We start from the raw sequence: 24,742 nt of genomic DNA on the forward strand, positions 1-24,742 counted from the left end.
ATCCTACTGGAAAGCTGTTTCGGCAAAACTTCTAAGTTTGCGGGAATGCAGCCGTTCGGCCGTCATGTCGCGCATCTTTTCCATTGCCCTGATGCCGATTTCCAGATGCTGGGCAACCTGCCGCTTGTAAAAATCGGTCGCCATGCCCGGTAATTTCAATTCTCCATGCAACGGTTTGTCAGAGATACACAGAAGCGTTCCATAAGGAACCCTGAAACGAAATCCATTGGCCGCAATTGTCGCCGATTCCATATCAAGCGCGATCGCCCTGGACTGCGAGAACCTTTTGACAAGTTCAGGCTGATCCCAAAGTTCCCAATTCCTGTTGTCCAGTGACACAACAGTGCCGGTTCGCATGACACGTTTTAGGTCATAGCCATCAATGCCAGTGATCTCGGCAACCGCATCCTCAAGTGCGACCTGCACTTCCGCCAGAGGCGGGATCGGCACCCAAACCGGCAGATCCTGATTGAGAACGTTGTCGTCACGCACATAACCGTGGGCAAGCACATAATCGCCAAGTGTCTGGCTGTTTCTGAGACCGGCACAGTGGCCAAGCATCAGCCAGACATGCGGCCGCAGTACTGCCACATGATCCGTAATGGTTTTGGCATTCGACGGACCGACGCCAATATTGACCATAGTGATGCCGCTGCCATCGGCCCGCTTCAGATGGTAGGCCGGCATCTGAGGCAGCTTCGCAGGCTCGGTGCCGCTGCAGGGCTCGCAATCTCCTGCCTTGGTCACCAGGTTACCAGGTGAAACAAAAGCCTCGTATCCACTATCCGGATTTGCCAGAAGTTCCTGGGACATGCGACAAAATTCGTCGATGTAAAACTGATAGTTCGTGAAAAGAACATAGTTCTGAAAGTGTTCGGCAGCCGTTGCCGTATAGTGCTGAAGACGGTGCAGCGAATAGTCAACGCGCGGTGCCGTGAAAGACGCAAGCGGCATGATCCCGTCGCTTGGCTCATAAGTGCCATTGGCGATGGAATCGTCCATCACAGTCAAATCAGGCAAGTCGAATATATCCGCCAGCGGGCGTTCCAGATTGGCCGCTGCGGCGCCACCCTCCACATGCGTTCCATCGTAGAAGGCAAAATGCAGTGGGATCGGCATTTCACTGTCACCGACCTGAATTGGCACATCGTGGTTCTTCATCAGGAGCGAAAGCTGCGTGCGCAAATAATTTCGAAAAAGATCAGGCCGTGTGATGGTTGAGGCGTGTGTCCCCGGCCCGGAGACAAAACCGTAAGACAAGCGACTGTCCAGACGTATATGGCTGTCGGTCACGATCCGCACTTGCGGATAAAACGCTCTTACGCGTTCGGTGATTTCCTTGCCTTCCAGAAGGTTCTGAAACTGGGAACGCAAAAATGCAGTGTTGTCTTCAAATATTTCAATCAGCCGGTCGACCGCCTTGTCGGCGTCGGTAAAAACCTCGAGCGGATGTGAAGGCGCCAGCCGCACGCGCCGGACTTCGAGTTGAAAATTCGTGCTGATACTGTTGGACATAAACCGTCTCCTTATTGTTGTTATGGGCGACACAGTCCCGCCAACTCATGTCCGGGTCAATAGATCCGGCATCTGTTTTTGAATTTTTTTTCGCAGAGAGAAAAAATCTGCGCTTATAGTTCCAGGCAAATCAGATGCACTTTTCCCGACGATGTGAAGCCGGTATTGTCATCATGAATTTTTACGAGGAGTTTCCCATGCAACGGTCCATAGTTTCTTTTGCACTTGCAGCTGCCGCGGTGTTTGGTGTCAGCTACACTGCCCTTGCCGACAGCCTTCCCGACCTTGACGGCAAGGAAGTCGTCATTGCTTCGGAAAACACCTACCCGCCTCTTCAGTTCGTTGATCCCAAGTCTGGCGATGCAATCGGTTGGGAATATGACGCAATTGCCGAGATCGCCAAACGACTGAACGTGAAAGTCACGTTCCAAAACACCAGCTGGGATGCCATGATCCCCGCAATCAGTGCAGGTGAATATGACCTCGCCATGAACGGCATCACCATTCGTGAAGACCGTGCACAGCAAGTGGATTTTTCAGACCCTTACATGCGCTCCGAAATGTTCATGCTGGTCAGAGAAGATGAAGACCGCTTCACCGATCCCAAGAGTTTTGCTGCCAACAATGACCTTCTGGCCGGTGCGCAACCGGGCACAACACCGTTTTACGTGACTGTTTATGATGTCCTGGATGGAGACGAGGCCAACCCGCGTATCAAGCTCTTTGAAACATTCGGCGCGTCTGTTCAGGCACTCAAGACCGGTGATGTCGATCTCGTTCTGACAGACAGCACCGGGGGACAAGGCTATGTCGCTGCCAACCCGGACACGTTCAAGCTGATCGGCGATCCGATGGGCACGGAAGATTTCGGCTTCATCTTCCCGAAAGGTTCCGAACTCGTCGGCCCCTTCAACGCAGCAATTGCCAGCATGCGCAGCGATGGAACCATTGATGCGCTCAATACGAAGTGGTTCTTCGACTATAAAGTGGGGCAATAGCACCCCCTGCGTTCTCTAACCAAGTAGAGACGCCGCCGTTAGGCCGGTATCGGGGAAAGTATTCCGGTGCCGGCTGTTTTTTATCGACTGGCTTGTCAGTTTTTCCAGGCCGGTGGCACTTATCTCATATCCAACCAAAGACCGAGCCATGTTCCGCAAATCCAAGCAAACCGGCGCTTCACAGCAAGACTTCCCTTACTGGCTGGTCGCCGCCTGCGGCATAGCGGTATTCATGCTGATACAAATCGCAACAGACGATATCTACAGCCAGGTCATGGCGACGGTCTCTCGTGGGATTGGTCTGACGATCTTCGTCACGCTTGTCGGCTTCTTCCTGGCGTCTGTGCTTGGTCTTCTTCTGGCGCTGGCCTCATTGTCCGGTTCCCTGATTCTCAGGCAAGTGGCAAGATTTTATGTCGAGATCGTGCGCGGATTGCCGATCATCGTCTTGTTGCTTTACATCGCCTTTGTCGGGACCCCGCTGCTGATTGCGCTGATTAATGCGGTCCTGGAACCCCTCGGCCAGGAACCTCTGCGCACGCGCGACTTCCCGCTTTTGTGGCGCGCTATCCTGGCACTGACTATCGGTTATTCAGCTTTTATTGCCGAGGTTTTCCGAGCCGGCATTCAGGCAGTCGACAAGGGACAGATCGAGGCAGCTGAAGCGCTTGGCATGAACCGGTGGCTCAGGTTTCGATTGATCGTGTTCCCCCAGGCGCTAAAGACAATTCTCCCGCCACTCGGGAACGATTTTGTCGCCATGATCAAGGACAGTTCGCTGGTGTCTGTTCTTGGCGTTGCCGACATCACCCAACTCGGCAAGGTCTATGCCGCCGGTTCCTTCCGGTATTTCGAGACTTACAACATCGTTGCCCTCATCTACCTGATGATGACCATAACGCTTTCGCTGGCACTGCGCAGATTTGAGCGCACCCGCACTGTCGGAGAACGATAAATCCCGTTTGGCGAATTCGACATGTGGTTCTTGATTTGGTGTCGAGGCCCAACAACCTTTCACTCTGTCATACAGGCATATTTCGACTTTCAGCTGGTCGCGGCTTGAAACGGCACACCACGCTTTGCCAACGTGCAGTTCTGTGGAATCTTACGTCGACTTGAGCAATGCGCTGCACCTGGGGGATAAAAGGAATGCGTTCTTTTGAAGAAATTGAAACGCTGGCAGAGGAAAAAAAGGGCGGCCCGGACAATTTGAAGATGCTCCTGAGTGAGCACAATCAACCAAAATCCGAAGATGAACTTGAACAGATCGGCGATGACCGCTGGCTCTCCATGTTCACGAAATGTGTCTTTCAGGCAGGTTTCAGCTGGAAGGTCATCGACCAGAAATGGCCGGGTTTCGAAGAGGCGTTCGAAGGCTTCGATGTCGCCCGGCTCGCCTTCTTGCCTGACGAAGCCTATGAAGCCCTCATGAAAGATACGCGCATTGTGCGAAATGGCGCTAAAATCAAGTCGGTCCAGCACAACGCCATCTTCCTGAAGGATCTTGCTTCAGAACACGGGAGCGCGTCCCGATTTTTTGCGCAGTATCCGCCAAGCGATCAGGTCGGATTGATGGAGACGATCAAGAAGCGCGGCAGTCGCCTGGGAGGGAGTACAGGACAAATCGCCCTGCGCTTCATGGGCAAGGAAAGTTTCATCCTCACGGGCGATGTGGTTAATGCCCTTATCCGTGAAAGTGTCATTGAGAATGACCGCATGTCGAAAAAAAATCTAAATGCCGCGCAGGTTGCTTTTAACGAATGGAAAGCAACTTCCGGTCGCAGCATGAATGAAATCAGCAGAATTCTGGCCTTTTCGGTCGGATGATGTCATTAACTTCTCATTTAACTTTTACGATTGTAAACAAAGCATTGATTCAATAAGAATTTTTGTTTTGGTCGTTTAACCGCTGATTTACCAAACCCGGTAACCATGACACTCGAAATTGCGTGAGGTATTGCGTCGCAATGAGTGTACTGAGTACCGGGGTGTCCTCCGCGGCACCCCATCCAACAAATTCGACGGAAGCATCTGCTTCCTGGCTGAACACGATCTTGAAGGGCGACTGCGTAGCCGCCCTTGAGAAGCTGCCGTCCCGGTCTGTCGACCTGGTCTTTGCCGACCCACCCTACAATCTCCAGCTGGGTGGCGATCTGCACCGGCCGGATCAGTCCAAGGTGGACGCGTGTGACGATCATTGGGATCAGTTCGAGAGCTTTGAGGCTTATGATGCCTTCACCAGAGCATGGCTTCTGGCGGTTCGCCGGGTGATGAAACCTGACGGTTCACTTTATGTGATCGGGTCTTATCACAACATCTTCCGTGTCGGCGCGATCCTGCAGGATCTCGGCTTCTGGATCATGAATGACATTGTCTGGCTGAAGTCCAACCCGATGCCGAACTTTCGCGGCAAGCGGTTCACCAATGCCCACGAGACGATGATCTGGGCTGTCAAATCCAAGGATGCGAAGCCGACATTCAACTATGATGCGTTGAAAGTCTTCAACGAAGACCTTCAGATGCGTTCGGATTGGCATTTGCCGCTTTGCACAGGCGCAGAGCGCTTGAAAGGTGCCGACGGCCAGAAAGTGCATCCGACCCAAAAGCCGGAGGCGCTGCTCTACCGGGTTCTGACCGCTTCTTCAAAACCGGACGATGTCGTGCTCGATCCGTTTTTCGGAACCGGCACCACCGGCGCTGTCGCCAAGAAACTTGGCCGCAACTTTGTTGGTGTTGAACGCGAGCAGGACTATATCGATGCCGCGATGGAGCGCATTGACGCCATTGAAACGGGTGATGCGAGCGCTTTGGAAATGCAAAAGGGCAAACGTGCCCAGAAGCGCATTCCTTTCGGCACATTGCTCGAAAACGGTCTCCTGCAACCGGGCACTGAACTGACCTGTTCCAAAGGCAAACATCTTGCAGTCGTTCGGGCAGATGGTTCGCTCAAGTCCGGAGATCACACTGGTTCCATCCACAAAGTGGGTGCTCTGGTTCAAGGCCAGGAAGCCTGCAATGGCTGGACGTTCTGGCACACAATAGAAGGCAGCAGAAAAGCTCCGATTGACGACCTCCGCAAGGAAATCAGATCAAGACTGCAGGCCTGACGAATATAAAAAGCAGAAGAGACTTCGCGTTCCCCGCGGGATCCCACTTTCCCCGCCCTCCAGAAACGAGGGCGGGTTTTTCTTTTGGTTCCCTACTTTTGAACGTGTTGCAGACTATCGCCTGTGTCAGGCACTTTCGATTTGGGACAATCAGATCCACGACTGTCGATTTAGGTGCGCAAACTGTGCAAATGTGCGCGGTTGAGTGCCGGTCAGTTTTTTCACGTCATCAGTCACTCTGTTCTCGCTGCCTTGTGAGATACTGACGTCCATTCCCGCCAGTATCTCGGCGTAATTGCGCGGCATTCCCAGACTGGTGAAGCGATTGATCATCTGCATTTCACTTTGCTCGACATAGCGAACCTCACGTCCGGTCTCAGCTGAGAGTATCCTGGCCACGTCTTCGTATGAAAGTGCTTCAGGGCCCGTTAGCACCACGTCATTGTTCACCGCGGATTTCCCAGTCAGTGCAGCAAGTGCTGCTTCTGCGATATCGTCCACATCAATGAAAGGTACGCGTCCATCAGCCGTCGCAGAATAAATCTCATTGTTCTCGCGGATCGTTTTCAAGTGCTGCTGTTCTGAAAAGTTCTGCATGAACCACGTGGGTCTAAGGACACACCATTCCGGCGCTGCCTTCTGCAGATAGTCGTGCACCTGCCCCATCATTGGCCCACCTAACGGAAGCGACGATGCACTTAACAGAACAAATCGGCTCACACCGAGCGCAAGCGCCTGGTCAATGAACGGCTTCATGAGCTCAAGATGATCAGCGCGATCGGTCGGTGCGAGTAGATATACGCCTGTGACCCCATCCAAGGCGGCAGCAAAGCCGTCATGGTTTTCCCAGTCATGCAACACGTGGTTGGCTACTGCGGGGTTTCGCGTTCCCACACGAACCGTGAAGCCACTTTCCTGCAGGCGATTGACGATCCGTCGGCCGGTTTTCCCCGTGCCGCCCGTCACAAGATACTCAGCGCTCATCTTGCATCTCGTTCTGCAAGATCTGACGAAGCGACTCCGTGCTTCCGGCCGCAGCCAAAACCACAAGTGGGTTCCAATAGTCCTTGTATGTGCTGATCAATCCGTCTCTCAGTTCGATCACCGAAATATAGTCCTGATCGTATCTTGAGGCGGTCACCTTGCTTTCTCCAGTGCAACTGAACTCAACAACAAATCGAGAATGATCCGCATTGGCGGTCACCTGATGCAAAGCCAAAGTGTGCAAAGAAACCAGCTTGCCAACCCGTGGCAGATAACGCGCAAGTGCCGCCTTGCCATCCAGTCTTCGAATTGCACCCTCTGGCGCATAGGGGAATTCAAAAACGATCTCGTCACAGACCATATCGAGAAGCGTTTCTGAACCCGGTTTGAGCGCATCACCGAGAGCCTTGCGCAACAAGGCTGCGAAATCTGTCAATTGAGGTTGTTGCGTCGTCATCTGACTTTACCTTTCAACGTCGGAACGCTACCGTCTCATCCTATTTAGGAGAGTTTCGATGGAACGCAACCGTATCGACGAAAAAAAATCACGAAAACCTGCCGGTGCAGCGTTGAAAAGGCCCGAGCTGACTCAGGCTCTCTACAGAGCGTTGTTCGAAGAATGGGCGGAACGAGGATATGCGGCCATCAGCCTGGAAAGGGTCGCGTCGCGTGCGCAGGCCGGCAAAGCGGCTATCTATCGACGTTGGCCTTCAAAGCTCTTGTTTTGTAGCGATGCAATCAAGGAGACCGCAATTCCCTTGGTGGAAACCCCGGATTGCGGATCACTGCAGGAAGATGTCCAGGCTTTTCTGCTTAATCTCAGACGCGTCTTGAGACATCCGCTTGTAAGGAGAATCCTTCCTGACCTTGAAGCAGAGCGCGCTCGTGGAGGCGAGATAACGTCCGTACTTGATCATCTTGCAGCAGAACGGCGCGCACGATTTCAAGACCTGATCAACCGGGCCGTTTCGCGGGGCGAGCTTGGTCAAACCGTCGATCGGGACCTGATCTTGGATACCCTACCAGCACCTCTTTATTGGAGAATGATCGTCAGGGGGCAAAACGCAAGCAGAACAGTGCTGCACACCCAGGCGAATATGCTGGCTGCCGCCTTGCGGGAGGCTTAGGGTAGATCATTCTCCAGAATATCCGCCAAAGCCAATGGCTCTGTCACCATCGCATCGTGGCCGGATGCAATCCGGGTCACAGGCCATCCAAAGCCTTGCGCCCGTTCCAGGGCCACTTTCGCCGGTCGATACGGCGGATCCGTGCATTCGATATATGCGGCCGGAATGCCGTTGCCGATCGGATTGTTCAGGTTCAGCGCGGTTGTGAAGGTTCGAAACGGATGCGGGGTCAGCCTTGGCTGGAGAAAGGCCACATCTTGCGGGCGTGTCACGCCAAAACTCTCGGGAGGAGCTGGAGGCAGGCTCAAACCTCCACTGGTTTGATTGGCCAAATCCGTGCGGTCACGCGCCATATCCTCAGGCAACAGGTCCATCCAGGTTTCACCTGAATTCAGCATGATCGCGTCAAGATAGACAAGTTTTGCGATCCTGTCCGGAAGAAGATCGGCAACGCCGGTAATTGGAATTCCTCCGAAACTGTGACCGACCAGAACAACGTCTCTCAAATCCTCGAACTGAAGATGCGCGACAATGTCCTCAACGAAAGTCCGGATGGTTATGTCCTTGGACAAAAGATGTGCTCTTTCACCCAGACCTGTTTGGGTCGGTGCGCTGACGCTGTGGCCACGCTTACGCAGAATGTCTGCAACGCGAGACCAGCACCAACCGCCATGCCAGACGCCGTGCACAAAAACATATGTTTTGGAAGTCATAAGGCTATCCCGGGTCTATTCAGCCGCGTCTTGCTCAAACTGATACCCCTGCAACTGTTTGAGTTTGTGCCCCACCTGCACAATCGCTTCAAGAGCTGGAATGAGCTCCAGACCGAGGTCGGTCAGCTCATATTCGACGGACGGCGGTGACGTCGGGCGCACGTGGCGGAGCAAAACACCCCGGCTTTCCAGTTCAGACAAGCGTGCAGATAAGACCTTGGAAGAGACTGGGGGAATATCACTTTTCAACTCGTTGAAGCGTCTCGGTCCCGCACGCAGGCTCCAGATCACGTTCGGCGCCCATGCCCCGGCAATCACTTGCATACACTCAGTCAACATGCAGGGTTCTGGCGGCTTCGGGCTCTGGTTCTTGCGCATTTTCAACGGCATGACATCTCTTTCACTTGCCCTGGTTTCCAAGTCACGTCGGCGAAATCAGGTTTCCCGGCGGTAACTCGAAAATTCAAGTTACCAATAGAAACCTACTTGTCAATAGATATCAGATCTCACACTTTCAGGACCTCCAAACCGCAATATGGGAACCTGAAACATGAAACTCTTTTATAAACCCGGCGCTTGTTCCATGGCCGCACACCTGCTCTTGAATGAAGCCAATGCAAACTACAGTCTTGAAAAGGTCGACACAGAAGCCGGTCTTACGGAAAGCGGCGCTTCCTTTTCCGAGACCAACCCTCGGGGCTATGTGCCTGCCCTGGAATTTGAAAACGGCTATGTGCTGACCGAGAATGTTTCTGTTCTTCATTGGATCGGAGAAAATTTTCCGGAACTCTCATCAGACAGTGCCGGAAATCCTCTGGACCGTTTTCGGCAGCTGGAACTCTTGAGCTTCCTGTCCTCGGAACTGCACAAGGCCTTCAGTCCCTACTTTTCCGGCAAGGACTTTTCAGAAGCGCAGACCCGGGAAAATCTCGACAAGTTGAACGCCAAACTATCAGATTTTGACAATCTGCTCGACGGTGGTGGTCGCTATCTGTTGGGCGACGCCTTCTCGGTTGTCGACGCCTATGCCTTCGTCATCCTGAATTGGAGCAACTTCATCGGTGTCTCTCTGAGCGAATGGCCGGCAATCGTTGACTATATTGCTCGGATTAAAGCGCGGCCAGCTGCACAAAGGACGCTCGAGGAAGAGGGCCTTGCAGCATGAGCGACCCAACCAGCACCATCAAATCGGTTCTTTCCGAGTATTTCGATGCGCTTTACTTTTGCGACACCGCGTTGCTGCAAAAGGTATTTCATCCAAGGGCCATATACGCGACAGCGGATGAAACACCCCTGCTCTATAGAACCATGGAAGACTACGTCCCTGTGGTCGCCCGGCGACAGTCGCCTGCGTCGCGTGGCGAAAGGCGCAATGATGTCGTGGACGAGATCCAGCTGGCAGGAGACAACACAGCGTTCGCGCGTGTTCGCTGTTCTATTGGCGACAAGGATTTCGTGGATCTACTGACCCTTGTCCGGGATCAAGGCACTTGGAAGATCATGGCAAAAATTTTCCAGATCAAAGCCCGTGAAAAAGGAGCCAGGTGATCGATGCCCTATGTCAATATTCAAGTCACCCGCGAAGGGGTTTCACCTGATCAGAAGGCAAAGCTCATCAAGGGTGCAACGGATCTGCTGGTCAACGTCCTGGGCAAAAGTCCCTCGACAACCTTCGTGGTGATTGAGGAAGTCGAAATGGAAAACTGGGGCATTGGCGGGTTGCCAGTGAAAGAGTACCGCGCGAGGCGGACATAACGATAGATCAATGAAGCCGGGCCTGTTCCGGCTTCATTGCCATTTGCGAACAGTCTGAGACACCTTCATCAAAACAGGTCTGGCATAGTTCATCCCAAGGCTGTAGCACTTCAGCATCTCAACCAATGTGCCAATTTGCCGTCAAGACCTTCCCATGACTCGCACGCTCTACCAGACAATTCTTGGTGCCGACTTCGATCAGGTACCACCCGAAATCCGAAGGATGCACAGCTTTGCCCGTGTGGCGACCGGTTCTGCCGATGTGACACGCGGCCGCTCAGCGGTTGCCGGACTGATCTGCTATCTCGCCAGGCTCCCGGAGGCGCGGAAGGGCGTCGCCGTTGAAACACACTTTGCCCCCATTGAAGGAGGTGAAAGGTGGACGCGCGTCTTTGGCAAACAACCGTTTCAAACAGATATGATGGTCGGCAAGCGGGACAACTTTCCCTGCATGGAAGAACGCCTTGGCCCGTTCTTGTTCAAGATGCGCGTCATCGCAACACCGGACGGTATCGACCTGACACCGGAAAAAGTCTATCTCGGACCGCTTTCCATTCCCCTGTGGCTTTCCCCCAAGGCGATTGGCCGTGAGCGGGTCAAAAACGGTAAGTACTCGTTTTTCGTCGAGGTGACCTTCCCAATTGTCGGGAAGGTCTTTGGGTATGCGGGCTGGCTTGAGCCCTCCGTGCTTCTGGACGAAACCGAGAAAACCTGAAGGGTTCAGTCAAACTCCACCAGAGCCTTGCGCCGTTTGCCGACCGAAAGGGACAAACGCTCATTTGCACCCAGGTCGCCCGTTCCGATACGGCGGCGCGCATCATCGACAATGTGATTGTTGAGACGCACCGCCCCTCCTTCGACCAACCGCCTGGCCTCACCGTTCGATCCGGCAAATCCCAGGGCGACGACCAGTTCCAAAAGGCCGAGTCCCTCAGCCAATCGGGCGAGCGGCAACTTGTGGGTTGGCTCCAAAATATCGCCCTCGCCCGCGAAAAGCGCATCCCCCTGCCGCAGAGCACCCAGCGCTTCTTCCGGGCCGTGCACAATTGTCGTTACCTGAGTGGCAAGTATCTTCTTTGCTTCGTTCAGCTCAGCGCCCTGCAACTCTGACAGACGCTCGACTTCCTTGATCGGCAATTCGGTGAAAAGACGCAGGAATTTTCCAACATCGGCATCAGCCGTGTTGCGCCAGAATTGCCAGAACCCGAAGGGCGACAGGTGCTCAGGGTGGAGCCAAACCGCACCGGCTGCAGTCTTGCCCATCTTGGACCCGCCTGCCGTTGTCAGAAGCGGTACGGTCAGTCCATGAAGCTTGCGGCCATCGCGACGCCCCAGCTCGACGCCATTGACAATGTTGCCCCACTGGTCGGACCCTCCAACCTGTAGACGGCAATCGTGACGTTTGGATAACTCAAGAAAATCAACGGCCTGCAGCATCATGTAGCAGAACTCCAGAACCGTCAGCGGCATTTGTGCTTCAAGCCGGGATTTGACGCTGTCGAACGTCATCATCCGATTGACCGTGAACTGAGAGCCATAGTCGCGGAGGAAATCCAGGAAGCGAAATTCGTTCAGCCACTCCGCATTGTCGACCAACAGAGCCCCATCTGCACCTTCCATGTCGACCAGCCTTTCGACCGAACGACGGATGGAGGCGATGTTCGCCGCGATCTGGCGTTCTTCGAGCATCGGCCTTGCGTCCTTGCGGAAGCTCGGATCTCCAACCTGGCTTGTGCCTCCGCCAAGAACGATGATCGGGCGATGTCCGAGTTTCTGCAGCCAACGCATTGTCATGAGCGGCATCAAATGCCCGACATGGAGGCTGGCCGCGGTCGCATCGAAACCGGCGTACGCAGTAATCGGCCCCTGCGACAGGGTGTTGTCGAGGGCTTCGATGTCCGTGCACTGATGCACGAGCCCACGCTCAAGAAGCACTGCGAGCGCTTCCGATTTGAGTTTTGAAGCAGGTTTCCCGGCTTCGATCATATGTTTGGTCATAGTTCGCTTCCTGGTTCCCCCGCCAGGAAGCTTGGGTCCTAGAAACCAAAAAGCCGCCTGACGCGGCGGCTTTTGAGGTGTCTATGTTGTGAGCAAGATCCTACGCAGCCGCCGGTATGTCGGTGACGTAATAAAAATACACAAAGGATGCGCTGGTCTTGATCATGAGAGCTTGATGCAAGATGACAAAGGATGAGTCAAGTGGCTTATCCGCTAACCGTCTCAGTCGGGTAAAAGTTTTGCGAGGATCTTGAAGAGCGTTTCGATGTCCCTTTCGGTCAACCTGTCGGCGAAATCCTCTTGGATCGCGGTTTGGTAGGTCGGCCACATTTCATCAAGCAGGTTTCCACCTGCTGACGTCAGATAGACCAGAACGCCCCGCCCATCTTCCTGCGCTTTCCGCTTCTCCGCGTAACCGGCTGCAACGATCCTGTCGACAAGCCGTGAGGCGTTGTACTGGGCAAGCAAGGTGCGTTTTTCAATCTCGATCAGACGCAATCCCTGTCCCTTGGCCCGCCGCAGTTCAAGCAGCACATCGTACCAGGAAAGCGGCGGGTGACCCGATTTTTTCAATCTGTCTTCGACGCGTTCGAGGGCCGTGCTGCTTGTACGATGTAGCCGTGCCCATGCGTTTATCGCCACTTCGTTCGGCAACTCTTCTGATCTCTTGGTCATGGTCCGACAATGCAATTTAAATGCAGATGCATCAATCTTGAATTTTCATGCACTTGCATTTACTTATATGCAACTGCATGAAATTGGAGCATCACATGATCGAAGTTCAAACTCTCATCAGCCATACCCTCTGCCCCTACGTTCAGCGGGCGGCCATTGTTCTTTCGGAAAAATCCATTCCGTTCGATCGGATTTACATTGACCTGGCAAACAAACCTGACTGGTTTCAAAAGGCCTCACCGCTTGGAAAGGTGCCTCTGCTTAAGACCGAAGAGGGACACTATCTCTTTGAGTCCGCTCCAATCGTTGAATATCTGGACGAAACCCAACCGGGCAAACTTCACCCTGAAGGGCCGGTCGAACGCGCCAGGCATCGGGCCTATGTTGAGTTTGCCTCACAGATCCTGAACGGCATCGGTTCGCTCTACAACGCGAAACATGAACAGGATTTCGAAGCCGCTAAAGAGGCTCTACGGGCGAAATTCTGTCATCTGGAAGATCAAATCGACCTCAGGGGACCCTTTTTTGCGGGCGGGTCGTTTTCTCTGGTCGACGCGGCCTTCGCACCGGTTTTCAGATATTTTGACGTCCTTGATGACTTTGTGGATCTCAAAGTCCTGGACGGTCTGAAAAAGACGGGGAAGTGGCGACGACACTTGGCCGAACGCCCCTCAGTGATGGCCGCCGTTGCCGGAACATATCAGGAAGATCTCAAGGCATTTCTGCGCAGGCGGGACAGTTGGCTGTCCCGCCTCCTGAACTAGTTCGAAAGCACGGCACCGGCAACAGCATAACTCTAACTTTCAACCCGCCTTTCAGGCGATCGCAGCTCCAGCCTTGGTGAGGTCCTGCTTCAGGGATGTCCATTTGGCCGGCGTTGCGGTCAAAGTTGCCGGTTCGCGGATTTCAACGTCATAGCCTCGAGACAGTGCTCCCTTGGCCGTTAGCTGGACGCAATGACAAGCGTCGAGACCGACAAGTGTCAATCGGCCGATTTCACGCTTTGCAAGAAAGCTCTCGAAATCCGGGTTCGAAAAAGTGTCACCGATAGATTTTTCAAAAACAGGCGCATCGCGAATTTCAAGATTGCGATCGAATTTCAGCCCTTCCCGGCCAGGCGTTCCAATGCCGTTTGCGACCAGTTTCATCAGTTGGATGACGGGCCAGTCCCGAAACACGTTCCTGACAAACACCACTTCGTGACCGGACGAACGCGCGACAGAAATCATCCTGTTGATTTCATCAAGAGCGGCGTCGCGCACTTCTGGATCGAATGCAGTCTTGCCAGTGTTGCGGGTGAAATCTTCCTGCACGTCGATAACAACCAAAGCTTCGTTCGGCCGGACACGTTTATCGATCCTGGCCCCCTTGGTCGGTGTTCCCAGCTTGCGGACAAAATAGGCGAAATAGAAAAAGAGCCCCAGAAGACCGACGATCACAAATCCGACGATACTCAATACTAGGGACATGATGGACCTCCTTGATGTCGTTTCATTCAAGCGCTTTGGGCCGATCCGGATCGTCCTCGAACTCGGCAAAATGATCGAGCATGGCGCAAAGAACCCGTTGGGAGGACTGAAGATCCTCTGCGGAGAACAGCTCGCAGACCGCGTTGATCTCATCGTTCTCCCTTGTGCGGATATCACCAAAAACCGTTTCACCTGCCTCGGTCAGGGCAAAAAGCGGTGAGCGCTTGTGCGCCGGATTGGGTTTTCGCTCTACCAGATGCTGATCTTCCAGCGCGTACATCAGCAACTGGATCTGCTGGCGGGCAAGGAAGAGCGTTCTGGCAACTTCGGGGACCGAAAGCGGACCTGCCTCCTGAAGCACTTCCAATACGGCACGCATGCCGACTGTTACATCCGTGCCTTGAAGCTTTGCCTCCACGGCGCGCGCCAGGCGTCTGTGCACCGGACGGATCAAACGGATGATCTCATAAAGTTCGGTTGATTTATCCATGAAACTCTCTTTGACAATAATATTGTCATTTTGACAGACTAGTTGTCAATAGGGAAGTTCAGCCAAACAAAAACCCCGGCGAAAAGCCGGGGTTCTCAGTTATGGAAACCTGAAAATGCAGCTTATTCCGCAGCTTCCGGCGTCACTTGCGCAGGTTCCGGTTCGGTCCATTTCAGGACCGGCTTGCGGGCAGCACCGGTTTCGTCAAGACGGCGACGTGGAGCAAGATACGGCGCTCCTGAGAACCGCTCCGTCTCGCCGCGCTGAGCACTCATGACCAGGTCACGCATAGTCGCGACAAACAGATCGAGCGACGCCCGGCTTTCAGATTCCGTCGGTTCGATCAGCATTGCACCATGGACGACCAGCGGGAAATACATGGTCATCGGATGATAACCCTCGTCAATCATTGCCTTGGCAAAATCGAGCGTGGTCACTCCGCTGTCCTTCAGGAAACTGTCATCGAAGAGCACTTCATGCATGCAGGGGCGGACACCAAACGGAAGGCTCATCAGATCCTGAAGGCCGACACGGATATAGTTGGCATTCAGGACTGCATCCTCCGAAGCCTGTTTCAGGCCATCAGAACCATGACTCATCATGTAGGACAGCGCCCGGACATACATGCCCATCTGCCCATGAAACGCTGTCATGCGACCAAAAGGTTGCTCATCGTCTGACGTTGCCGCATTCGTCTCAACCAATTCAAGACCGGCATCGGACTTTCGAATGAAGGGAAGCGGTGCGTAGGGTGCCAGGCGATCCGACAGCACAACCGGACCGGACCCTGGACCACCACCGCCATGGGGCGTTGAAAAGGTCTTGTGCAGGTTGATATGCATGGCATCAACACCGAGGTCCCCCGGGCGTGCCTTGCCGACAATGGCGTTGAAGTTGGCGCCATCACAGTAGAAGAAGCCACCTGCGTCGTGGATCAGGTCGGCAATTTCCTTCACGTCCCGTTCGAACAATCCGCAGGTATTCGGATTGGTCAGCATGATCCCGGCAATGTTTTCTGCGTGCTCGGCAATGGTGTTTTTCAAGGTTGCCAGGTCAACGGTGCCATCCTCCTTGGCATCGATGGAAACAACCTTGAACCCAAGAAGGGCAGCGGTCGCCGGATTGGTGCCGTGGGCGCTTTCCGGCACGAGCACGATCTTGGGATCCCGCCCAGCAGCCGTATGTGCAGCCTTGATCGCCATCATGCCGCAGAGTTCACCATGTGCACCCGCCTTGGGGCTCATGGCCACTGCATGTGTCCCTGTCGAGACCATCAGCCAGTGGGCGAGCTCGTCGATCAGTTCCAGCGCACCCGGAACAGATGAAACGGGCTGCAGCGGATGGATGTCGGAGAAGCCCGGCAGCCTGGCCATCTTCTCGTTCAGCCGTGGATTGTGCTTCATCGTGCAAGAGCCGAGCGGATAAAGACCGCTGTCGATTGCGTAGTTGTTGCGCGACAGGCGAACATAATGACGCATGGCTTCCGGCTCGGCGAGGCCGGCCAGACCAATGTCCGCCTTGCGTTCAAACGCGCCGAGTTCAAACTCGATCCCGTCTTCCTCGTCAAGATCGACGCCGGTCGTTTCAAGTGACCCGAATTCGAAGAGCAGCGGCTCTTCCATATCGAGCGCGCGGTTTCCTGTGAAAGTCTTCGGCCGGAAGCTTTCTCCTGCCTCGCCTGGTGCGGTGGGGCGTCCTTGCGTATTCATGCTCATGCCAGCACCTCCTGCAGCGCGGCTGCGAAGGCAGCCCGGTCTTCATCCGTGTTGACTTCAGTCGAAGCAACGACCAGTAGATTGGCCAAGTCCTTGTTCTCAGGTTCGAGGCGCGACACCGGCAGACCTGCAAGGACGCCGCGTTCGGCGAGTTGCTCAACAACGTCTTCGGCAACTTTGGGCAAAGACAGAGTGAATTCGTTGAAATAGGCCGCATTCAGCACTTCGACACCGGGCACGGCGCTGAGCAATTTTCTGAGCCTTACCGCATTGCCGTGGTTAATCCTCGCCAGCTTCGTCAGTCCCGCCTGACCAAGCAACGCCATGTGAATGGTGAAGGCCAGACAGCAAAGTCCGGAGTTGGTGCAGATGTTGGATGTCGCCTTGTCACGACGAATGTGCTGCTCACGCGTTGAAAGCGTCAGCACAAAACCACGCTTGCCCTCAGCATCGACAGTTTCACCGCATAGACGGCCCGGCATCTGGCGAACATACTTCTGGCGTGTGGCAAAGAGGCCAACATAAGGCCCGCCGAAATTGAGACCGTTGCCAATCGATTGACCTTCGCCCACGACAATGTCCGCACCTTGCGTTCCAGGGGGTTCGATCAACCCAAGCGAAACCACTTCAGTGAAGACTGCAATCAGCAAGGCCTTGTGCTGATGGGCCTTTTCAGCAATCGGCTTCAGGTCGATCGGCTGGCCGTAGAATGAGGGTGACTGAACAACAACACAGGATGTCTCGTCATCAATCTGGGAGAGGATATCTTCAGTTCCCATAGGATCGGCTGGTAGACTGACAACCCTGTCACCCGACATGTTCGACAAGCCTTCGACGACTTCGCGATATTGTGGATGGAGGCCACCTGAAAGCACCGCCTTGTTGCGCTTCGTGACCCTGTGGGCCATCAGGACAGCTTCACCGGTGCCGGTTGAACCGTCATACATGGACGCGTTTGCAACATCCATCGCAGTCAGCCGGGCAACCTGTGTCTGAAACTCAAACAGATACTGCAAAGTGCCCTGGGTGATTTCCGGCTGGTAGGGCGTATAGGACGTCAGAAATTCAGACCGCTGAATCAGATGATCAACTGTCGCAGGAACATGGTGTTTGTAAGCCCCTGCCCCAACGAAAAACGGCACCGATCCAGCCGAGGTGTTTTTTTCAGCCATTGCAGAGAGCTTGCGCTCAACCTGCATTTCGCTTGCGCGTTTCGGAAGGTCCAGGAGGCCTTCCAGACGAACGTTTTCCGGTATATCGGCAAACAGGTCGTCAATCGAATTGACACCGATCCGTGCAAGCATGTCACCACGGTCGGTATTGCTTAATGGCAAATAGCGCATCAGGCAGCTCCCAAAGAGTTGTCAGACCCTGCAAACGGTGTCCGGATCCTGCTCCGGACCTGTCCGGCCAGCTGTTCAGCTAGCCGCTTCCACTCGTCGGCAGAGCGGTTCAATTTCTACGGTTCATGCAGCGTTTCAGGTCAGTTCCGTCATCGCTGCATTTTACCGGTCTAAAGGCGATCGACCCTTGCCTCACTCGTACAGCTTGTGCCAGCACGTTGAGCCCCATTGGCCGTCCGCCGCGTTGTCATGGTGCCGTCAGGCGAAGGGGTTCGGGCTCCACCACGATTTCACATTTCACGGAGTTGGCGATGAAACAGATGTCATGCGCCTTCTCGTGGAGATCCGTAAGCCAGGTCGGATCCGGGGCTTCCGCGGCAACCAAGTTGATTTCCGGCTTCAGAACCACTTTGGTAATCGCCATCTTGCCTCTGGCCACACGGCTCATTTCACCGCGCGCGTCGTCTCGGTAGCTCGCAACGTTGAAACCTGCCCTGCGGGCAAGGTCCAGAAACGACATCATGTGACAAGACGAAATGGCAGCCACCAGGGCTTCTTCCGGGTCAACGGCCCCTTCTATGGAATGCGGCAGGGGCACTATCGTGGGCGATGCACTTGCCGGGACTTCCAGTCCCCCGTCAAAACGCCAGATATGCCCACGAGAATAGGCATTGGCGGCGTAGTCACCGTCACATGCCCATTCAATCTTAGCTGAATAGTGGTGCCCCGCCATGAATTACAGTGTCTCCACGAATGCCTTGTAGGCTGCCTCGTCCATAAGTTCGCTCAGCTGGTCCGCATTGCCGACCTTCATCTTCAAAAACCACGCAGCGCCTTCGGGATCCTCGTTGACCTTGGCAGGTTCGTCTGCAAGCGCGTCGTTCGCTTCAACAATTTCACCATCGATCGGTGCGTATACCTCACTTGCGGCCTTTACAGATTCAACCACGGCGGCCTCGTCGCCTTGAGACAACGTCTTGCCTGCTTCCGGCAGTTCGACAAAGACAACGTCACCAAGCTGTTCCTGGGCATAGGACGTGATGCCAACGGTGGCGACATCGCCATCCACGGCAATCCATTCGTGATCTTTGGAGTAGTAAGTGGTCATAATTCTCGTCCGTTCTCTGGAGCTTTTTTAGGATTTTGGTTTGCGGTAATAGCGGTTGGGCACAAATGGCATGTCAGCAACAGTGGCAGGCAAGCGACGCCCCCGCACGATGAGTTCAAGCTGCGTTCCCGTTTCAGCCTGCGCGCGCGGTACAAAGCCCATGGCAATCGGAGCGCCGACGGTCGGCGCGAAACCACCCGAAGTCACGGTTCCGATCACATCTGCTCCGGGCAGTGCTATTTCAGCACCTTCTCGGGCCGGAGCTTTTCCATCGAGCCGCAATCCGACACGAACCCGGTCAGACCCGTCACGGAGTTCGGCCTGGATGCGCGCCGCTCCTGGAAATCCACCTTCCTCGCGGCGGCGTTTCTGCATGCAGAACGTGATATTGCCTTCCACCGGAGAGGTTGTTTCATCAATATCGTGGCCATAAAGGCAAAGGCCTGCCTCAAGACGCAAACTGTCACGTGCACCAAGCCCGATGGGCTCGACCCTGTCATCTGCCAGAAGTGCGCGGGCAATTGCTTCGGCTGCACCCGCGGGAACGGACATTTCGACGCCGTCCTCGCCGGTATACCCGGCACGGGCGATGTGACAGTCGATACCGTCAAATTCCATGGAGGATGCGCTCATGAAAGCAAGCTCTGCCGCTTTGGGCGCGTGTGCAGCGACTGCAGCAACGGCTTCCGGCCCCTGCACGGCGATCAATGCGCGGTCCTCGACCACTTCAAGCCTGATATTTTCCGGAAGTCTGGCACGAAAATGGGCGTAGTCGACATCCTTGCGCGCGGCGTTGACAACCAGCATGAGCCGACCGTCATCGTCAGCCGATATTGAGCGGGTAACCATCAGGTCGTCGATAATTCCGCCGTTGTCGTTCAACAGAACGGTGTACCGCTGACGACCGAGCCCAAGTTCGACAAAGTTCGACGGGGTTAATGCTTCCAGCGCGCGCGCGGTGGTTTCATGATCGGGTCCAATCAGAAACGCCTGACCCATATGGGACACATCGAACAAGCCGGCCCTAGAACGGGTTTGCTGATGTTCGGCCATAATGCCGGCCTTGAATTGCACAGGCATGGAATAACCCGCAAAGGGTACCATACGCGCACCAAGTTCCACATGAAGGTCGTGAAGAGGCGTTTGTTTCAGATCGGTATCTGCAACGGGTTCCGCCATAACGGTCCTCGAGTTCGGGGTTGCGCAGTCTCAAACCGCCCGTCACAGGCATTGGTTTGTCTGCACCCCCTCTGTCCGAGTACCTGAGAGATTTCCCGCTGACCGCCTGAGGCGGCGGAGCGGTTACTCCTTCGGTGAGCAGTCCGCTTGAACGGATCACTGCTTTCCAGAGCGTTTTAGCCTAGGCGGTCCTTTTGCCTGAGAGTTTCCGGGGCGGTTGCTCCTTCGGCGCCGGCATCTTTTCATCCGGCCTCTCCCGCATAAGCTTTAGCGTGCTACCACGCCAACCAGGGGACGACCCTGATTAGGGCGCGATTGTGCGAGCCGGACAAAGTCTTGTCAATATGCGACGTGTCGCAACTGTTGTTTGCCCGTGCAAAATCTATTTTTTTTATCCTACGAAAGAGGTCCTCTAGCGGCGGCGGCCTTCATCAAAGCCGAAGACAACCTTGACGCTCGCACCGGCCGGTATCGTGAATTTGTTTTCAATCAGGGTCCAGGTTTCGGCAGGTGCTCCAGCTGCGATCGAAACCGGGATCTTGAGGATTTCGGAGCTCAGCGGTTTCTCGTCCTCTCCGCCGGGGACAACAGCGACCCGCAGTGGAAGCACAATATCTCCGCCTTGCCATGCGGGTCCTGGCGTCACATCGCCTGAGAAGCCGAGCTTCATGCGACGCCCGCCATCTGCTTCACTTGTGCAGGTCACAGCCCAGTCTTCGACAGTTGCCTGATACCGCAAACCCGAACGCTCGTCCTGCTTGCCACGCACATAGTTCATGATCAGATACGTATTGGGTTTCAGCTGCATCGGCGGGCATGGCACAGGCGGAGCAAACGTTTCCGGCGACACTTCAATCGGCTCACGGCCACCTGAAATCACTTTTCCAGCAACGCTGTCCGCTCCACCGCACCCACTCAAAACCACGGCACACAGGCCCGCCCCGAAGGCAAGCTTAATCTTGGTGGCGGACACGGCTCGAAACGTTCTGATCATCATTTTCCCATTCGAATGCAACGCGACTTGGCGGGGCTTATTAGCAGGTCCCGCAATGCTTGGCGAGACTTGATGGCGACAATGCATGAAGCAGGAGATTATGGCCGAAATTATGCGCACTTGAGCGCACCTCCCTTGACAGGGAGGGAGGCGAAGCCCTTATTGCGGCCATATGGGTTTGTCGAAAGTGGACCATGACCGAGACCAAACAGGAAAAACAGCCTCTCAGCCTTCAGCTTTGTGCTCCGCGCGGCTTTTGCGCAGGCGTCGACCGGGCCATCCAGATCGTGGAACTGGCACTGACGAAATACGGTCGGCCGGTCTATGTTCGTCACGAAATTGTTCATAACAAATTCGTGGTGGACGGACTGAAGGCAAAGGGAGCAGTCTTCGTTGAAGAGCTGGAGGAAATTCCTGCAGAACACAGCGACAGACCGGTTATATTTTCAGCGCATGGTGTGCCCAAGTCCGTTCCTGAGGATGCCCAGGCGCGGAAAATGTTCTATCTCGACGCCACCTGCCCGCTGGTTTCGAAGGTGCACAAGGAAGCGGAAATCCATTTCCGCCGTGACCGCGAGGTTCTCCTGATCGGTCACGCAGGCCACCCTGAAGTGATCGGAACCATGGGTCAATTGCCAGAAGGCACGGTCACCCTGATCGAGACCGAAGATGACGCTCATGCCTATGTGCCCAAAAGCGACCGGCCTCTTGCTTACATCACCCAGACGACGCTTTCGGTCGATGACACTGCCGGCATCGTTGCGGTGCTGCAGCAGCGATTCCCCGATATCGTGGCTCCGCATAAGGAAGACATTTGCTACGCGACGACCAATCGGCAGGAAGCCGTCAAACATGTTGCGCCAAAAGTGGATGCAATGATTGTTGTCGGAGCGCCGAACTCTTCCAATTCGCAGCGGCTGCGTGAGGTCGCAGAGCGTTCAGGTTGCAAGATTTCCGTGCTAATCCAGCGTGCAAGCGACATTCAATGGCAGGATTTCGAAGGCGTTCGGACTTTGGGCCTGACGGCTGGTGCATCAGCCCCCGAAACTCTGGTAGAGGAAATCATCACTGCTTTCGCCGAACGGTTCGATGTAACCGTTGAAACCGTTCATACGGCGGAAGAGACGATTTCCTTCAATCTGCCAAGGGAATTGCGGGACATGATTGCCCCGGCCCAGGCAGCCACCGGGTAAGAGAATGGCCGTATACACCGAAGTCACCGATGAAGAGCTGAGCGACTTCATCGGCCAATATGATGTCGGGCGCTTGCTCTCCTTCAAGGGCATAGCGGAAGGCGTCGAAAACAGCAATTTCCTGGTTCATACGGATAAGGCGTCTTTTATTCTGACCCTCTACGAAAAGCGGGTTAATCCGGATGACCTCCCCTATTTCCTCAACCTATTGCAACACCTGGCAGCAAAGGGTTTGTCCTGCCCGACCCCAGTTGCCTCCAAGTCAGGCAAGCTGTTGGGCACACTGGCCGAGCGTCCGGCAGCGCTTGTTACCTTTCTGGAAGGCATGTGGGTCAAACGGCCCCGCGTTGAGCATTGTGGTGAACTCGGCAAATCCATGGCCGAGTTGCATATCGACGGTCGAGACTATGACGGCTTCAGAAAAAACGCTCTGGATGTGAGCGGCTGGCGCCCTTTGTTCGAGCAATGCGGAGACCGCAGCGACAGCGTTCTTCCGGGCCTGACAGCCGAACTATCCACTGAACTCGAACACCTTGAAAAAGTCTGGCCCTCGGATTTGCCAGGCGGTGTCATTCATGCTGACCTTTTTCCTGACAATGTCTTTTTTCTGGGCGATGAGCTCTCGGGTCTGATCGACTTTTATTTCGCCTGCAACGACGCTTTCGCCTACGACATTGCCATCTGTCTCAATGCCTGGTGCTTCGAGCAGGACCTCTCCTTCAATGTGACCAAAGCCAGGGCGCTTTTGAAAGGCTACTCAGGCGTTCGGCCACTGAACGAGGCAGAGTATGAGGCGTTACCAATCCTCTGCCGAGGCGCAGCCCTGCGCTTTTTGCTCACACGGCTCTATGACTGGTTGAGCGTCCCGCCGGGTGCATTGGTCACGCCGAAAGACCCGATGGAATACGTCAAGAAACTGCGTTTTCACCAAACGGTCAGTTCCACCGAGGCTTATGGACTGGAAAGATGAGCACCGAGAACCGCGTTACGATTTATACCGACGGTGCCTGCTCCGGGAACCCCGGACCAGGTGGCTGGGGAGCGATATTGCGTTTCGGCGGACACGAACGTGAGCTGCAGGGCGGCGAAGAGGAAACCACCAACAACCGCATGGAACTGATGGCGGCAATCGAAGCGCTCAACACGCTAAAACGCCCTTGCGCTGTGGACCTTTACACAGACAGCACCTACGTGCGCAGTGGCATTCGAGAATGGCTTGAAGGCTGGAAACGAAAGAACTGGCGAACCGCCGCGAACAAGCCAGTGAAGAATGCAGACCTTTGGCAAGCTCTCGACTCAGCAAGAGAACGGCACGACGTCACCTGGCACTGGGTGAAGGGTCATGCCGGCCACCCCGACAATGAGCGTGCCGATGAGCTGGCACGCGGGGGCATGGCCCCTTATAAGAGCGGCGACCAATAACAAGATCTGTTCGTGCAACAGAGGATTTCGAGTGAGCGATACCAAGGGGGCAGCACCGGCTGAACCACGCCGGCCCGAGCCGCGTTCAAACGGCAAGGTGCTGATAATGGCGAACCCGACATCTGGCGGGTATGACGCCCAGTTTCTCAAGGACGTTCGACAACGGTTGGAACGACAAGGGCGTTCGACGGAAATCCGCCTGACGCAGCGTGCCGGAGAGATTGGCGAAACATGTGCTGACCCTGCATTGGCGGTCCAGACACTCGTCGTTGCAGGCGGCGATGGTTCGATCAACGAAGCGCTTACCGGTTTCCAGGATCACCCTGCCCCGCCACAACTCGCCGTGATCCCCACCGGCACGGCAAATGTGCTGGCACTGGAGCTGTCATTGCCACGCACCGCTGCTGCTGTCGCCGAAATGATCCTTGGCCAAAAGACAAAGCCTCTGCACTACGGCATTGCCAATGGCAGGCCCTTTGCCCTTATGGCGTCGGCCGGGTTCGATGCAGAAGTTGTTCACGGCGTCCCGCTTTCTCTGAAGCGCCGTTTCGGCAAGCTTGCTTATGTGGTTACCGCCATCCGCATTGGACTGAGACGCAAAAGCGCACCCTTGGACGTTACGCTGGACGGCGAACATTTCAGTGGCAAGTTCGCTGTCGCATGCAATGCACACCGCTATGGTGGCCCGTTTGTGATCTCACCTGGTGGTGCCACCGATCCAGGTCTTTACATGCTGGTACTGGAAAGAGACGACCCATGGTCGTCCATACGCTATACGATGGCTCTACTAAGCGGGCGTCTGCACAAGGCGAAGGGGGCCACTGTGAGGCCGTTCAACGTTGCATCGATCAAGGCAGGCAGAACAGTTGCAGCGCAGGTGGACGGCGACCCTTTTGGGGCGACGCCCTTGGAAATCCAGGCGTCTGACAAGACGGTGCCAATCCTCGTGCCTTAATC

General features: G+C 55.0%; 29 protein-coding genes and 1 riboswitch. Of the genes, 14 read left to right on the plus strand and 15 right to left on the minus strand.

The features are described 5' to 3' along the window. Nucleotides 1-3 precede the first annotated feature (3 nt). Nucleotides 4-1,515 (minus strand): AMP nucleosidase, encoded by a 1,512-nt coding sequence (locus tag FIV00_RS23810; RefSeq protein WP_173006126.1) that lies wholly within the window; start codon nt 1,513-1,515, stop codon nt 4-6. A 197-nt stretch (nt 1,516-1,712) separates the two neighbouring features. On the opposite strand from FIV00_RS23810, the gene FIV00_RS23815 reads away from it, so the two are divergent. The 4 genes from FIV00_RS23815 (at nt 1,713) to FIV00_RS23830 (ending at nt 5,620) form a co-directional block, all read left to right on the plus strand. Next, nucleotides 1,713-2,513, plus strand: a complete 801-nt coding sequence (locus FIV00_RS23815; protein ID WP_152503084.1) for a transporter substrate-binding domain-containing protein — start codon at nt 1,713-1,715, stop codon at nt 2,511-2,513. A gap of 148 nt (nt 2,514-2,661) precedes the next feature. Then, complete coding sequence (locus FIV00_RS23820; protein ID WP_152503085.1) at nt 2,662-3,468, plus strand: amino acid ABC transporter permease; 807 nt, start codon at nt 2,662-2,664, stop codon at nt 3,466-3,468. Nucleotides 3,469-3,662: 194 nt separating this feature from the next. Beyond that, nucleotides 3,663-4,340, plus strand: coding sequence for a DNA-3-methyladenine glycosylase I (locus tag FIV00_RS23825; RefSeq protein ID WP_152503086.1), 678 nt, complete (start codon nt 3,663-3,665; stop codon nt 4,338-4,340). Between the two features lie 140 nt (nt 4,341-4,480). After that, nucleotides 4,481-5,620 carry a site-specific DNA-methyltransferase gene (locus tag FIV00_RS23830; RefSeq protein ID WP_209006683.1) on the plus strand — a complete coding sequence of 380 codons (1,140 nt, stop codon included), beginning with the start codon at nt 4,481-4,483 and terminating at the stop codon, nt 5,618-5,620. Nucleotides 5,621-5,770: 150 nt separating this feature from the next. Here the strand turns inward: FIV00_RS23830 and FIV00_RS23835 are convergent, their stop codons facing one another. Together FIV00_RS23835 and FIV00_RS23840 are read right to left on the minus strand one after the other, a co-directional pair. Next, nucleotides 5,771-6,604: an ergot alkaloid biosynthesis protein gene (locus FIV00_RS23835; protein ID WP_152503087.1), complete on the minus strand. Its 834-nt coding sequence runs from the start codon at nt 6,602-6,604 to the stop codon at nt 5,771-5,773. Next, the gene (locus FIV00_RS23840; RefSeq protein ID WP_152503088.1) at nt 6,594-7,061 is read right to left on the minus strand and encodes a nuclear transport factor 2 family protein; all 468 of its coding nucleotides are present in this window, start codon (nt 7,059-7,061) and stop codon (nt 6,594-6,596) included. The genes FIV00_RS23835 and FIV00_RS23840 overlap by 11 nt, the downstream gene beginning before the upstream one ends. Before the next feature lie 58 nt (nt 7,062-7,119). Between FIV00_RS23840 and FIV00_RS23845 the strand changes: the two genes are divergently transcribed. Beyond that, nucleotides 7,120-7,731, plus strand: a complete 612-nt coding sequence (locus FIV00_RS23845; protein ID WP_152503089.1) for a TetR/AcrR family transcriptional regulator — start codon at nt 7,120-7,122, stop codon at nt 7,729-7,731. Here FIV00_RS23845 and FIV00_RS23850 read toward each other — a convergent pair. Both FIV00_RS23850 and FIV00_RS23855 read right to left on the minus strand, forming a co-directional pair. After that, on the minus strand, nt 7,728-8,444 hold the full coding sequence (locus tag FIV00_RS23850) for an alpha/beta fold hydrolase (RefSeq protein WP_152503090.1): 717 nt from the start codon (nt 8,442-8,444) through the stop codon (nt 7,728-7,730). The genes FIV00_RS23845 and FIV00_RS23850 overlap by 4 nt on opposite strands. A gap of 15 nt (nt 8,445-8,459) precedes the next feature. Beyond that, complete coding sequence (locus tag FIV00_RS23855) at nt 8,460-8,834, minus strand: helix-turn-helix domain-containing protein (RefSeq protein WP_152503091.1); 375 nt, start codon at nt 8,832-8,834, stop codon at nt 8,460-8,462. Nucleotides 8,835-8,994: 160 nt separating this feature from the next. Here FIV00_RS23855 and FIV00_RS23860 point away from each other — a divergent pair, with 160 nt between their 5' ends. The 4 genes from FIV00_RS23860 to FIV00_RS23875 all read left to right on the plus strand — a co-directional run bounded on the left by FIV00_RS23860 (nt 8,995) and on the right by FIV00_RS23875 (nt 10,914). Next, a complete protein-coding gene (locus FIV00_RS23860; RefSeq protein WP_152503092.1) occupies nt 8,995-9,609 on the plus strand; it encodes a glutathione binding-like protein in 615 nt (204 codons plus the stop codon). Continuing rightward, complete coding sequence (locus FIV00_RS23865; RefSeq protein WP_152503093.1) at nt 9,606-9,992, plus strand: nuclear transport factor 2 family protein; 387 nt, start codon at nt 9,606-9,608, stop codon at nt 9,990-9,992. The genes FIV00_RS23860 and FIV00_RS23865 overlap by 4 nt, the downstream gene beginning before the upstream one ends. Before the next feature lie 3 nt (nt 9,993-9,995). After that, entirely contained in the window at nt 9,996-10,199 is a 204-nt protein-coding gene (locus FIV00_RS23870) for a 4-oxalocrotonate tautomerase family protein (RefSeq protein WP_152503094.1), read from the plus strand. Nucleotides 10,200-10,353: 154 nt separating this feature from the next. Further along, entirely contained in the window at nt 10,354-10,914 is a 561-nt protein-coding gene (locus FIV00_RS23875; protein ID WP_152503095.1) for a DUF4166 domain-containing protein, read from the plus strand. 5 nt (nt 10,915-10,919) lie between these two features. Here the strand turns inward: FIV00_RS23875 and tyrS are convergent, their stop codons facing one another. Together tyrS and FIV00_RS23885 are read right to left on the minus strand one after the other, a co-directional pair. After that, nucleotides 10,920-12,197: a tyrosine--tRNA ligase gene (tyrS, locus tag FIV00_RS23880; protein ID WP_152503096.1), complete on the minus strand. Its 1,278-nt coding sequence runs from the start codon at nt 12,195-12,197 to the stop codon at nt 10,920-10,922. Nucleotides 12,198-12,419: 222 nt separating this feature from the next. Then, entirely contained in the window at nt 12,420-12,872 is a 453-nt protein-coding gene (locus FIV00_RS23885) for a MarR family winged helix-turn-helix transcriptional regulator (RefSeq protein ID WP_152503097.1), read from the minus strand. Between the two features lie 95 nt (nt 12,873-12,967). On the opposite strand from FIV00_RS23885, the gene FIV00_RS23890 reads away from it, so the two are divergent. Beyond that, complete coding sequence (locus FIV00_RS23890) at nt 12,968-13,636, plus strand: glutathione S-transferase family protein (protein ID WP_152503098.1); 669 nt, start codon at nt 12,968-12,970, stop codon at nt 13,634-13,636. 51 nt (nt 13,637-13,687) lie between these two features. On the opposite strand, the gene FIV00_RS23895 is transcribed toward FIV00_RS23890, so the two are convergent. The 8 genes from FIV00_RS23895 to FIV00_RS23930 form a co-directional block, all read right to left on the minus strand. Beyond that, on the minus strand, nt 13,688-14,341 hold the full coding sequence (locus tag FIV00_RS23895) for a cysteine hydrolase family protein (RefSeq protein ID WP_152503099.1): 654 nt from the start codon (nt 14,339-14,341) through the stop codon (nt 13,688-13,690). A 22-nt stretch (nt 14,342-14,363) separates the two neighbouring features. Further along, entirely contained in the window at nt 14,364-14,831 is a 468-nt protein-coding gene (locus tag FIV00_RS23900; RefSeq protein WP_152503100.1) for a MarR family winged helix-turn-helix transcriptional regulator, read from the minus strand. A gap of 122 nt (nt 14,832-14,953) precedes the next feature. Further along, nucleotides 14,954-16,546, minus strand: a complete 1,593-nt coding sequence (gene gcvPB / locus FIV00_RS23905; protein ID WP_152503101.1) for an aminomethyl-transferring glycine dehydrogenase subunit GcvPB — start codon at nt 16,544-16,546, stop codon at nt 14,954-14,956. Next, the gene (gene gcvPA, locus FIV00_RS23910; protein ID WP_152503102.1) at nt 16,543-17,889 is read right to left on the minus strand and encodes an aminomethyl-transferring glycine dehydrogenase subunit GcvPA; all 1,347 of its coding nucleotides are present in this window, start codon (nt 17,887-17,889) and stop codon (nt 16,543-16,545) included. Before gcvPA ends, gcvPB begins: the two co-directional genes overlap by 4 nt. A 247-nt stretch (nt 17,890-18,136) precedes the next feature. After that, entirely contained in the window at nt 18,137-18,622 is a 486-nt protein-coding gene (locus FIV00_RS23915; RefSeq protein WP_152503103.1) for an OsmC family protein, read from the minus strand. Between the two features lie 3 nt (nt 18,623-18,625). Continuing rightward, entirely contained in the window at nt 18,626-18,997 is a 372-nt protein-coding gene (gene gcvH / locus FIV00_RS23920; RefSeq protein WP_152503104.1) for a glycine cleavage system protein GcvH, read from the minus strand. A 27-nt stretch (nt 18,998-19,024) separates the two neighbouring features. After that, nucleotides 19,025-20,176 carry a glycine cleavage system aminomethyltransferase GcvT gene (gcvT, locus tag FIV00_RS23925; RefSeq protein WP_152503105.1) on the minus strand — a complete coding sequence of 384 codons (1,152 nt, stop codon included), beginning with the start codon at nt 20,174-20,176 and terminating at the stop codon, nt 19,025-19,027. A gap of 176 nt (nt 20,177-20,352) precedes the next feature. After that, nucleotides 20,353-20,445: riboswitch (glycine riboswitch) on the minus strand. 143 nt (nt 20,446-20,588) lie between these two features. Beyond that, complete coding sequence (locus FIV00_RS23930) at nt 20,589-21,173, minus strand: hypothetical protein (RefSeq protein WP_209006684.1); 585 nt, start codon at nt 21,171-21,173, stop codon at nt 20,589-20,591. A 191-nt stretch (nt 21,174-21,364) separates the two neighbouring features. Between FIV00_RS23930 and ispH the strand changes: the two genes are divergently transcribed. The 4 genes from ispH to FIV00_RS23950 are packed head-to-tail and all read left to right on the plus strand — an operon-like array spanning nt 21,365 to nt 24,740. Beyond that, nucleotides 21,365-22,363 (plus strand): 4-hydroxy-3-methylbut-2-enyl diphosphate reductase, encoded by a 999-nt coding sequence (gene ispH / locus FIV00_RS23935; RefSeq protein ID WP_152503106.1) that lies wholly within the window; start codon nt 21,365-21,367, stop codon nt 22,361-22,363. Between the two features lie 4 nt (nt 22,364-22,367). Continuing rightward, complete coding sequence (gene thrB / locus FIV00_RS23940; protein WP_152503107.1) at nt 22,368-23,333, plus strand: homoserine kinase; 966 nt, start codon at nt 22,368-22,370, stop codon at nt 23,331-23,333. After that, the gene (gene rnhA / locus FIV00_RS23945) at nt 23,330-23,785 is read left to right on the plus strand and encodes a ribonuclease HI (RefSeq protein ID WP_152503108.1); all 456 of its coding nucleotides are present in this window, start codon (nt 23,330-23,332) and stop codon (nt 23,783-23,785) included. The genes thrB and rnhA overlap by 4 nt, the downstream gene beginning before the upstream one ends. Before the next feature lie 31 nt (nt 23,786-23,816). Then, nucleotides 23,817-24,740: a diacylglycerol kinase family protein gene (locus FIV00_RS23950; RefSeq protein WP_209006685.1), complete on the plus strand. Its 924-nt coding sequence runs from the start codon at nt 23,817-23,819 to the stop codon at nt 24,738-24,740. Nucleotides 24,741-24,742 lie beyond the last annotated feature (2 nt).

The organism is Labrenzia sp. THAF82 (assembly GCF_009363435.1).
GTDB classification, from domain to species: Bacteria; Pseudomonadota; Alphaproteobacteria; order Rhizobiales; family Stappiaceae; genus Roseibium; species Roseibium porphyridii.

Excerpts from the sequence above, each read along its gene's own strand:
- FIV00_RS23820 (WP_152503085.1), top strand. The coding sequence starts at position 2,662 with ATGTTCCGCAAATCCAAGCAAACCGGCGCTTCACAGCAAGACTTCCCT.
- ispH (WP_152503106.1), top strand. The coding sequence starts at position 21,365 with ATGACCGAGACCAAACAGGAAAAACAGCCTCTCAGCCTTCAGCTTTGT.
- thrB (WP_152503107.1), top strand. The coding sequence starts at position 22,368 with ATGGCCGTATACACCGAAGTCACCGATGAAGAGCTGAGCGACTTCATC.
- FIV00_RS23835 (WP_152503087.1), bottom strand. The coding sequence starts at position 6,604 with ATGAGCGCTGAGTATCTTGTGACGGGCGGCACGGGGAAAACCGGCCGA.
- gcvPA (WP_152503102.1), bottom strand. The coding sequence starts at position 17,889 with ATGCGCTATTTGCCATTAAGCAATACCGACCGTGGTGACATGCTTGCA.
- FIV00_RS23870 (WP_152503094.1), top strand. The coding sequence starts at position 9,996 with ATGCCCTATGTCAATATTCAAGTCACCCGCGAAGGGGTTTCACCTGAT.
- gcvPB (WP_152503101.1), bottom strand. The coding sequence starts at position 16,546 with ATGAGCATGAATACGCAAGGACGCCCCACCGCACCAGGCGAGGCAGGA.
- FIV00_RS23830 (WP_209006683.1), top strand. The coding sequence starts at position 4,481 with ATGAGTGTACTGAGTACCGGGGTGTCCTCCGCGGCACCCCATCCAACA.
- FIV00_RS23850 (WP_152503090.1), bottom strand. The coding sequence starts at position 8,444 with ATGACTTCCAAAACATATGTTTTTGTGCACGGCGTCTGGCATGGCGGT.
- FIV00_RS23900 (WP_152503100.1), bottom strand. The coding sequence starts at position 14,831 with ATGGATAAATCAACCGAACTTTATGAGATCATCCGTTTGATCCGTCCG.
- FIV00_RS23815 (WP_152503084.1), top strand. The coding sequence starts at position 1,713 with ATGCAACGGTCCATAGTTTCTTTTGCACTTGCAGCTGCCGCGGTGTTT.
- FIV00_RS23840 (WP_152503088.1), bottom strand. The coding sequence starts at position 7,061 with ATGACGACGCAACAACCTCAATTGACAGATTTCGCAGCCTTGTTGCGC.
- FIV00_RS23890 (WP_152503098.1), top strand. The coding sequence starts at position 12,968 with ATGATCGAAGTTCAAACTCTCATCAGCCATACCCTCTGCCCCTACGTT.
- FIV00_RS23915 (WP_152503103.1), bottom strand. The coding sequence starts at position 18,622 with ATGGCGGGGCACCACTATTCAGCTAAGATTGAATGGGCATGTGACGGT.
- FIV00_RS23825 (WP_152503086.1), top strand. The coding sequence starts at position 3,663 with ATGCGTTCTTTTGAAGAAATTGAAACGCTGGCAGAGGAAAAAAAGGGC.
- gcvT (WP_152503105.1), bottom strand. The coding sequence starts at position 20,176 with ATGGCGGAACCCGTTGCAGATACCGATCTGAAACAAACGCCTCTTCAC.
- FIV00_RS23860 (WP_152503092.1), top strand. The coding sequence starts at position 8,995 with ATGAAACTCTTTTATAAACCCGGCGCTTGTTCCATGGCCGCACACCTG.
- FIV00_RS23930 (WP_209006684.1), bottom strand. The coding sequence starts at position 21,173 with ATGATGATCAGAACGTTTCGAGCCGTGTCCGCCACCAAGATTAAGCTT.
- FIV00_RS23845 (WP_152503089.1), top strand. The coding sequence starts at position 7,120 with ATGGAACGCAACCGTATCGACGAAAAAAAATCACGAAAACCTGCCGGT.
- tyrS (WP_152503096.1), bottom strand. The coding sequence starts at position 12,197 with ATGACCAAACATATGATCGAAGCCGGGAAACCTGCTTCAAAACTCAAA.
- FIV00_RS23865 (WP_152503093.1), top strand. The coding sequence starts at position 9,606 with ATGAGCGACCCAACCAGCACCATCAAATCGGTTCTTTCCGAGTATTTC.
- FIV00_RS23810 (WP_173006126.1), bottom strand. The coding sequence starts at position 1,515 with ATGTCCAACAGTATCAGCACGAATTTTCAACTCGAAGTCCGGCGCGTG.
- FIV00_RS23855 (WP_152503091.1), bottom strand. The coding sequence starts at position 8,834 with ATGCCGTTGAAAATGCGCAAGAACCAGAGCCCGAAGCCGCCAGAACCC.
- FIV00_RS23875 (WP_152503095.1), top strand. The coding sequence starts at position 10,354 with ATGACTCGCACGCTCTACCAGACAATTCTTGGTGCCGACTTCGATCAG.
- FIV00_RS23885 (WP_152503097.1), bottom strand. The coding sequence starts at position 12,872 with ATGACCAAGAGATCAGAAGAGTTGCCGAACGAAGTGGCGATAAACGCA.
- FIV00_RS23895 (WP_152503099.1), bottom strand. The coding sequence starts at position 14,341 with ATGTCCCTAGTATTGAGTATCGTCGGATTTGTGATCGTCGGTCTTCTG.
- rnhA (WP_152503108.1), top strand. The coding sequence starts at position 23,330 with ATGAGCACCGAGAACCGCGTTACGATTTATACCGACGGTGCCTGCTCC.
- gcvH (WP_152503104.1), bottom strand. The coding sequence starts at position 18,997 with ATGACCACTTACTACTCCAAAGATCACGAATGGATTGCCGTGGATGGC.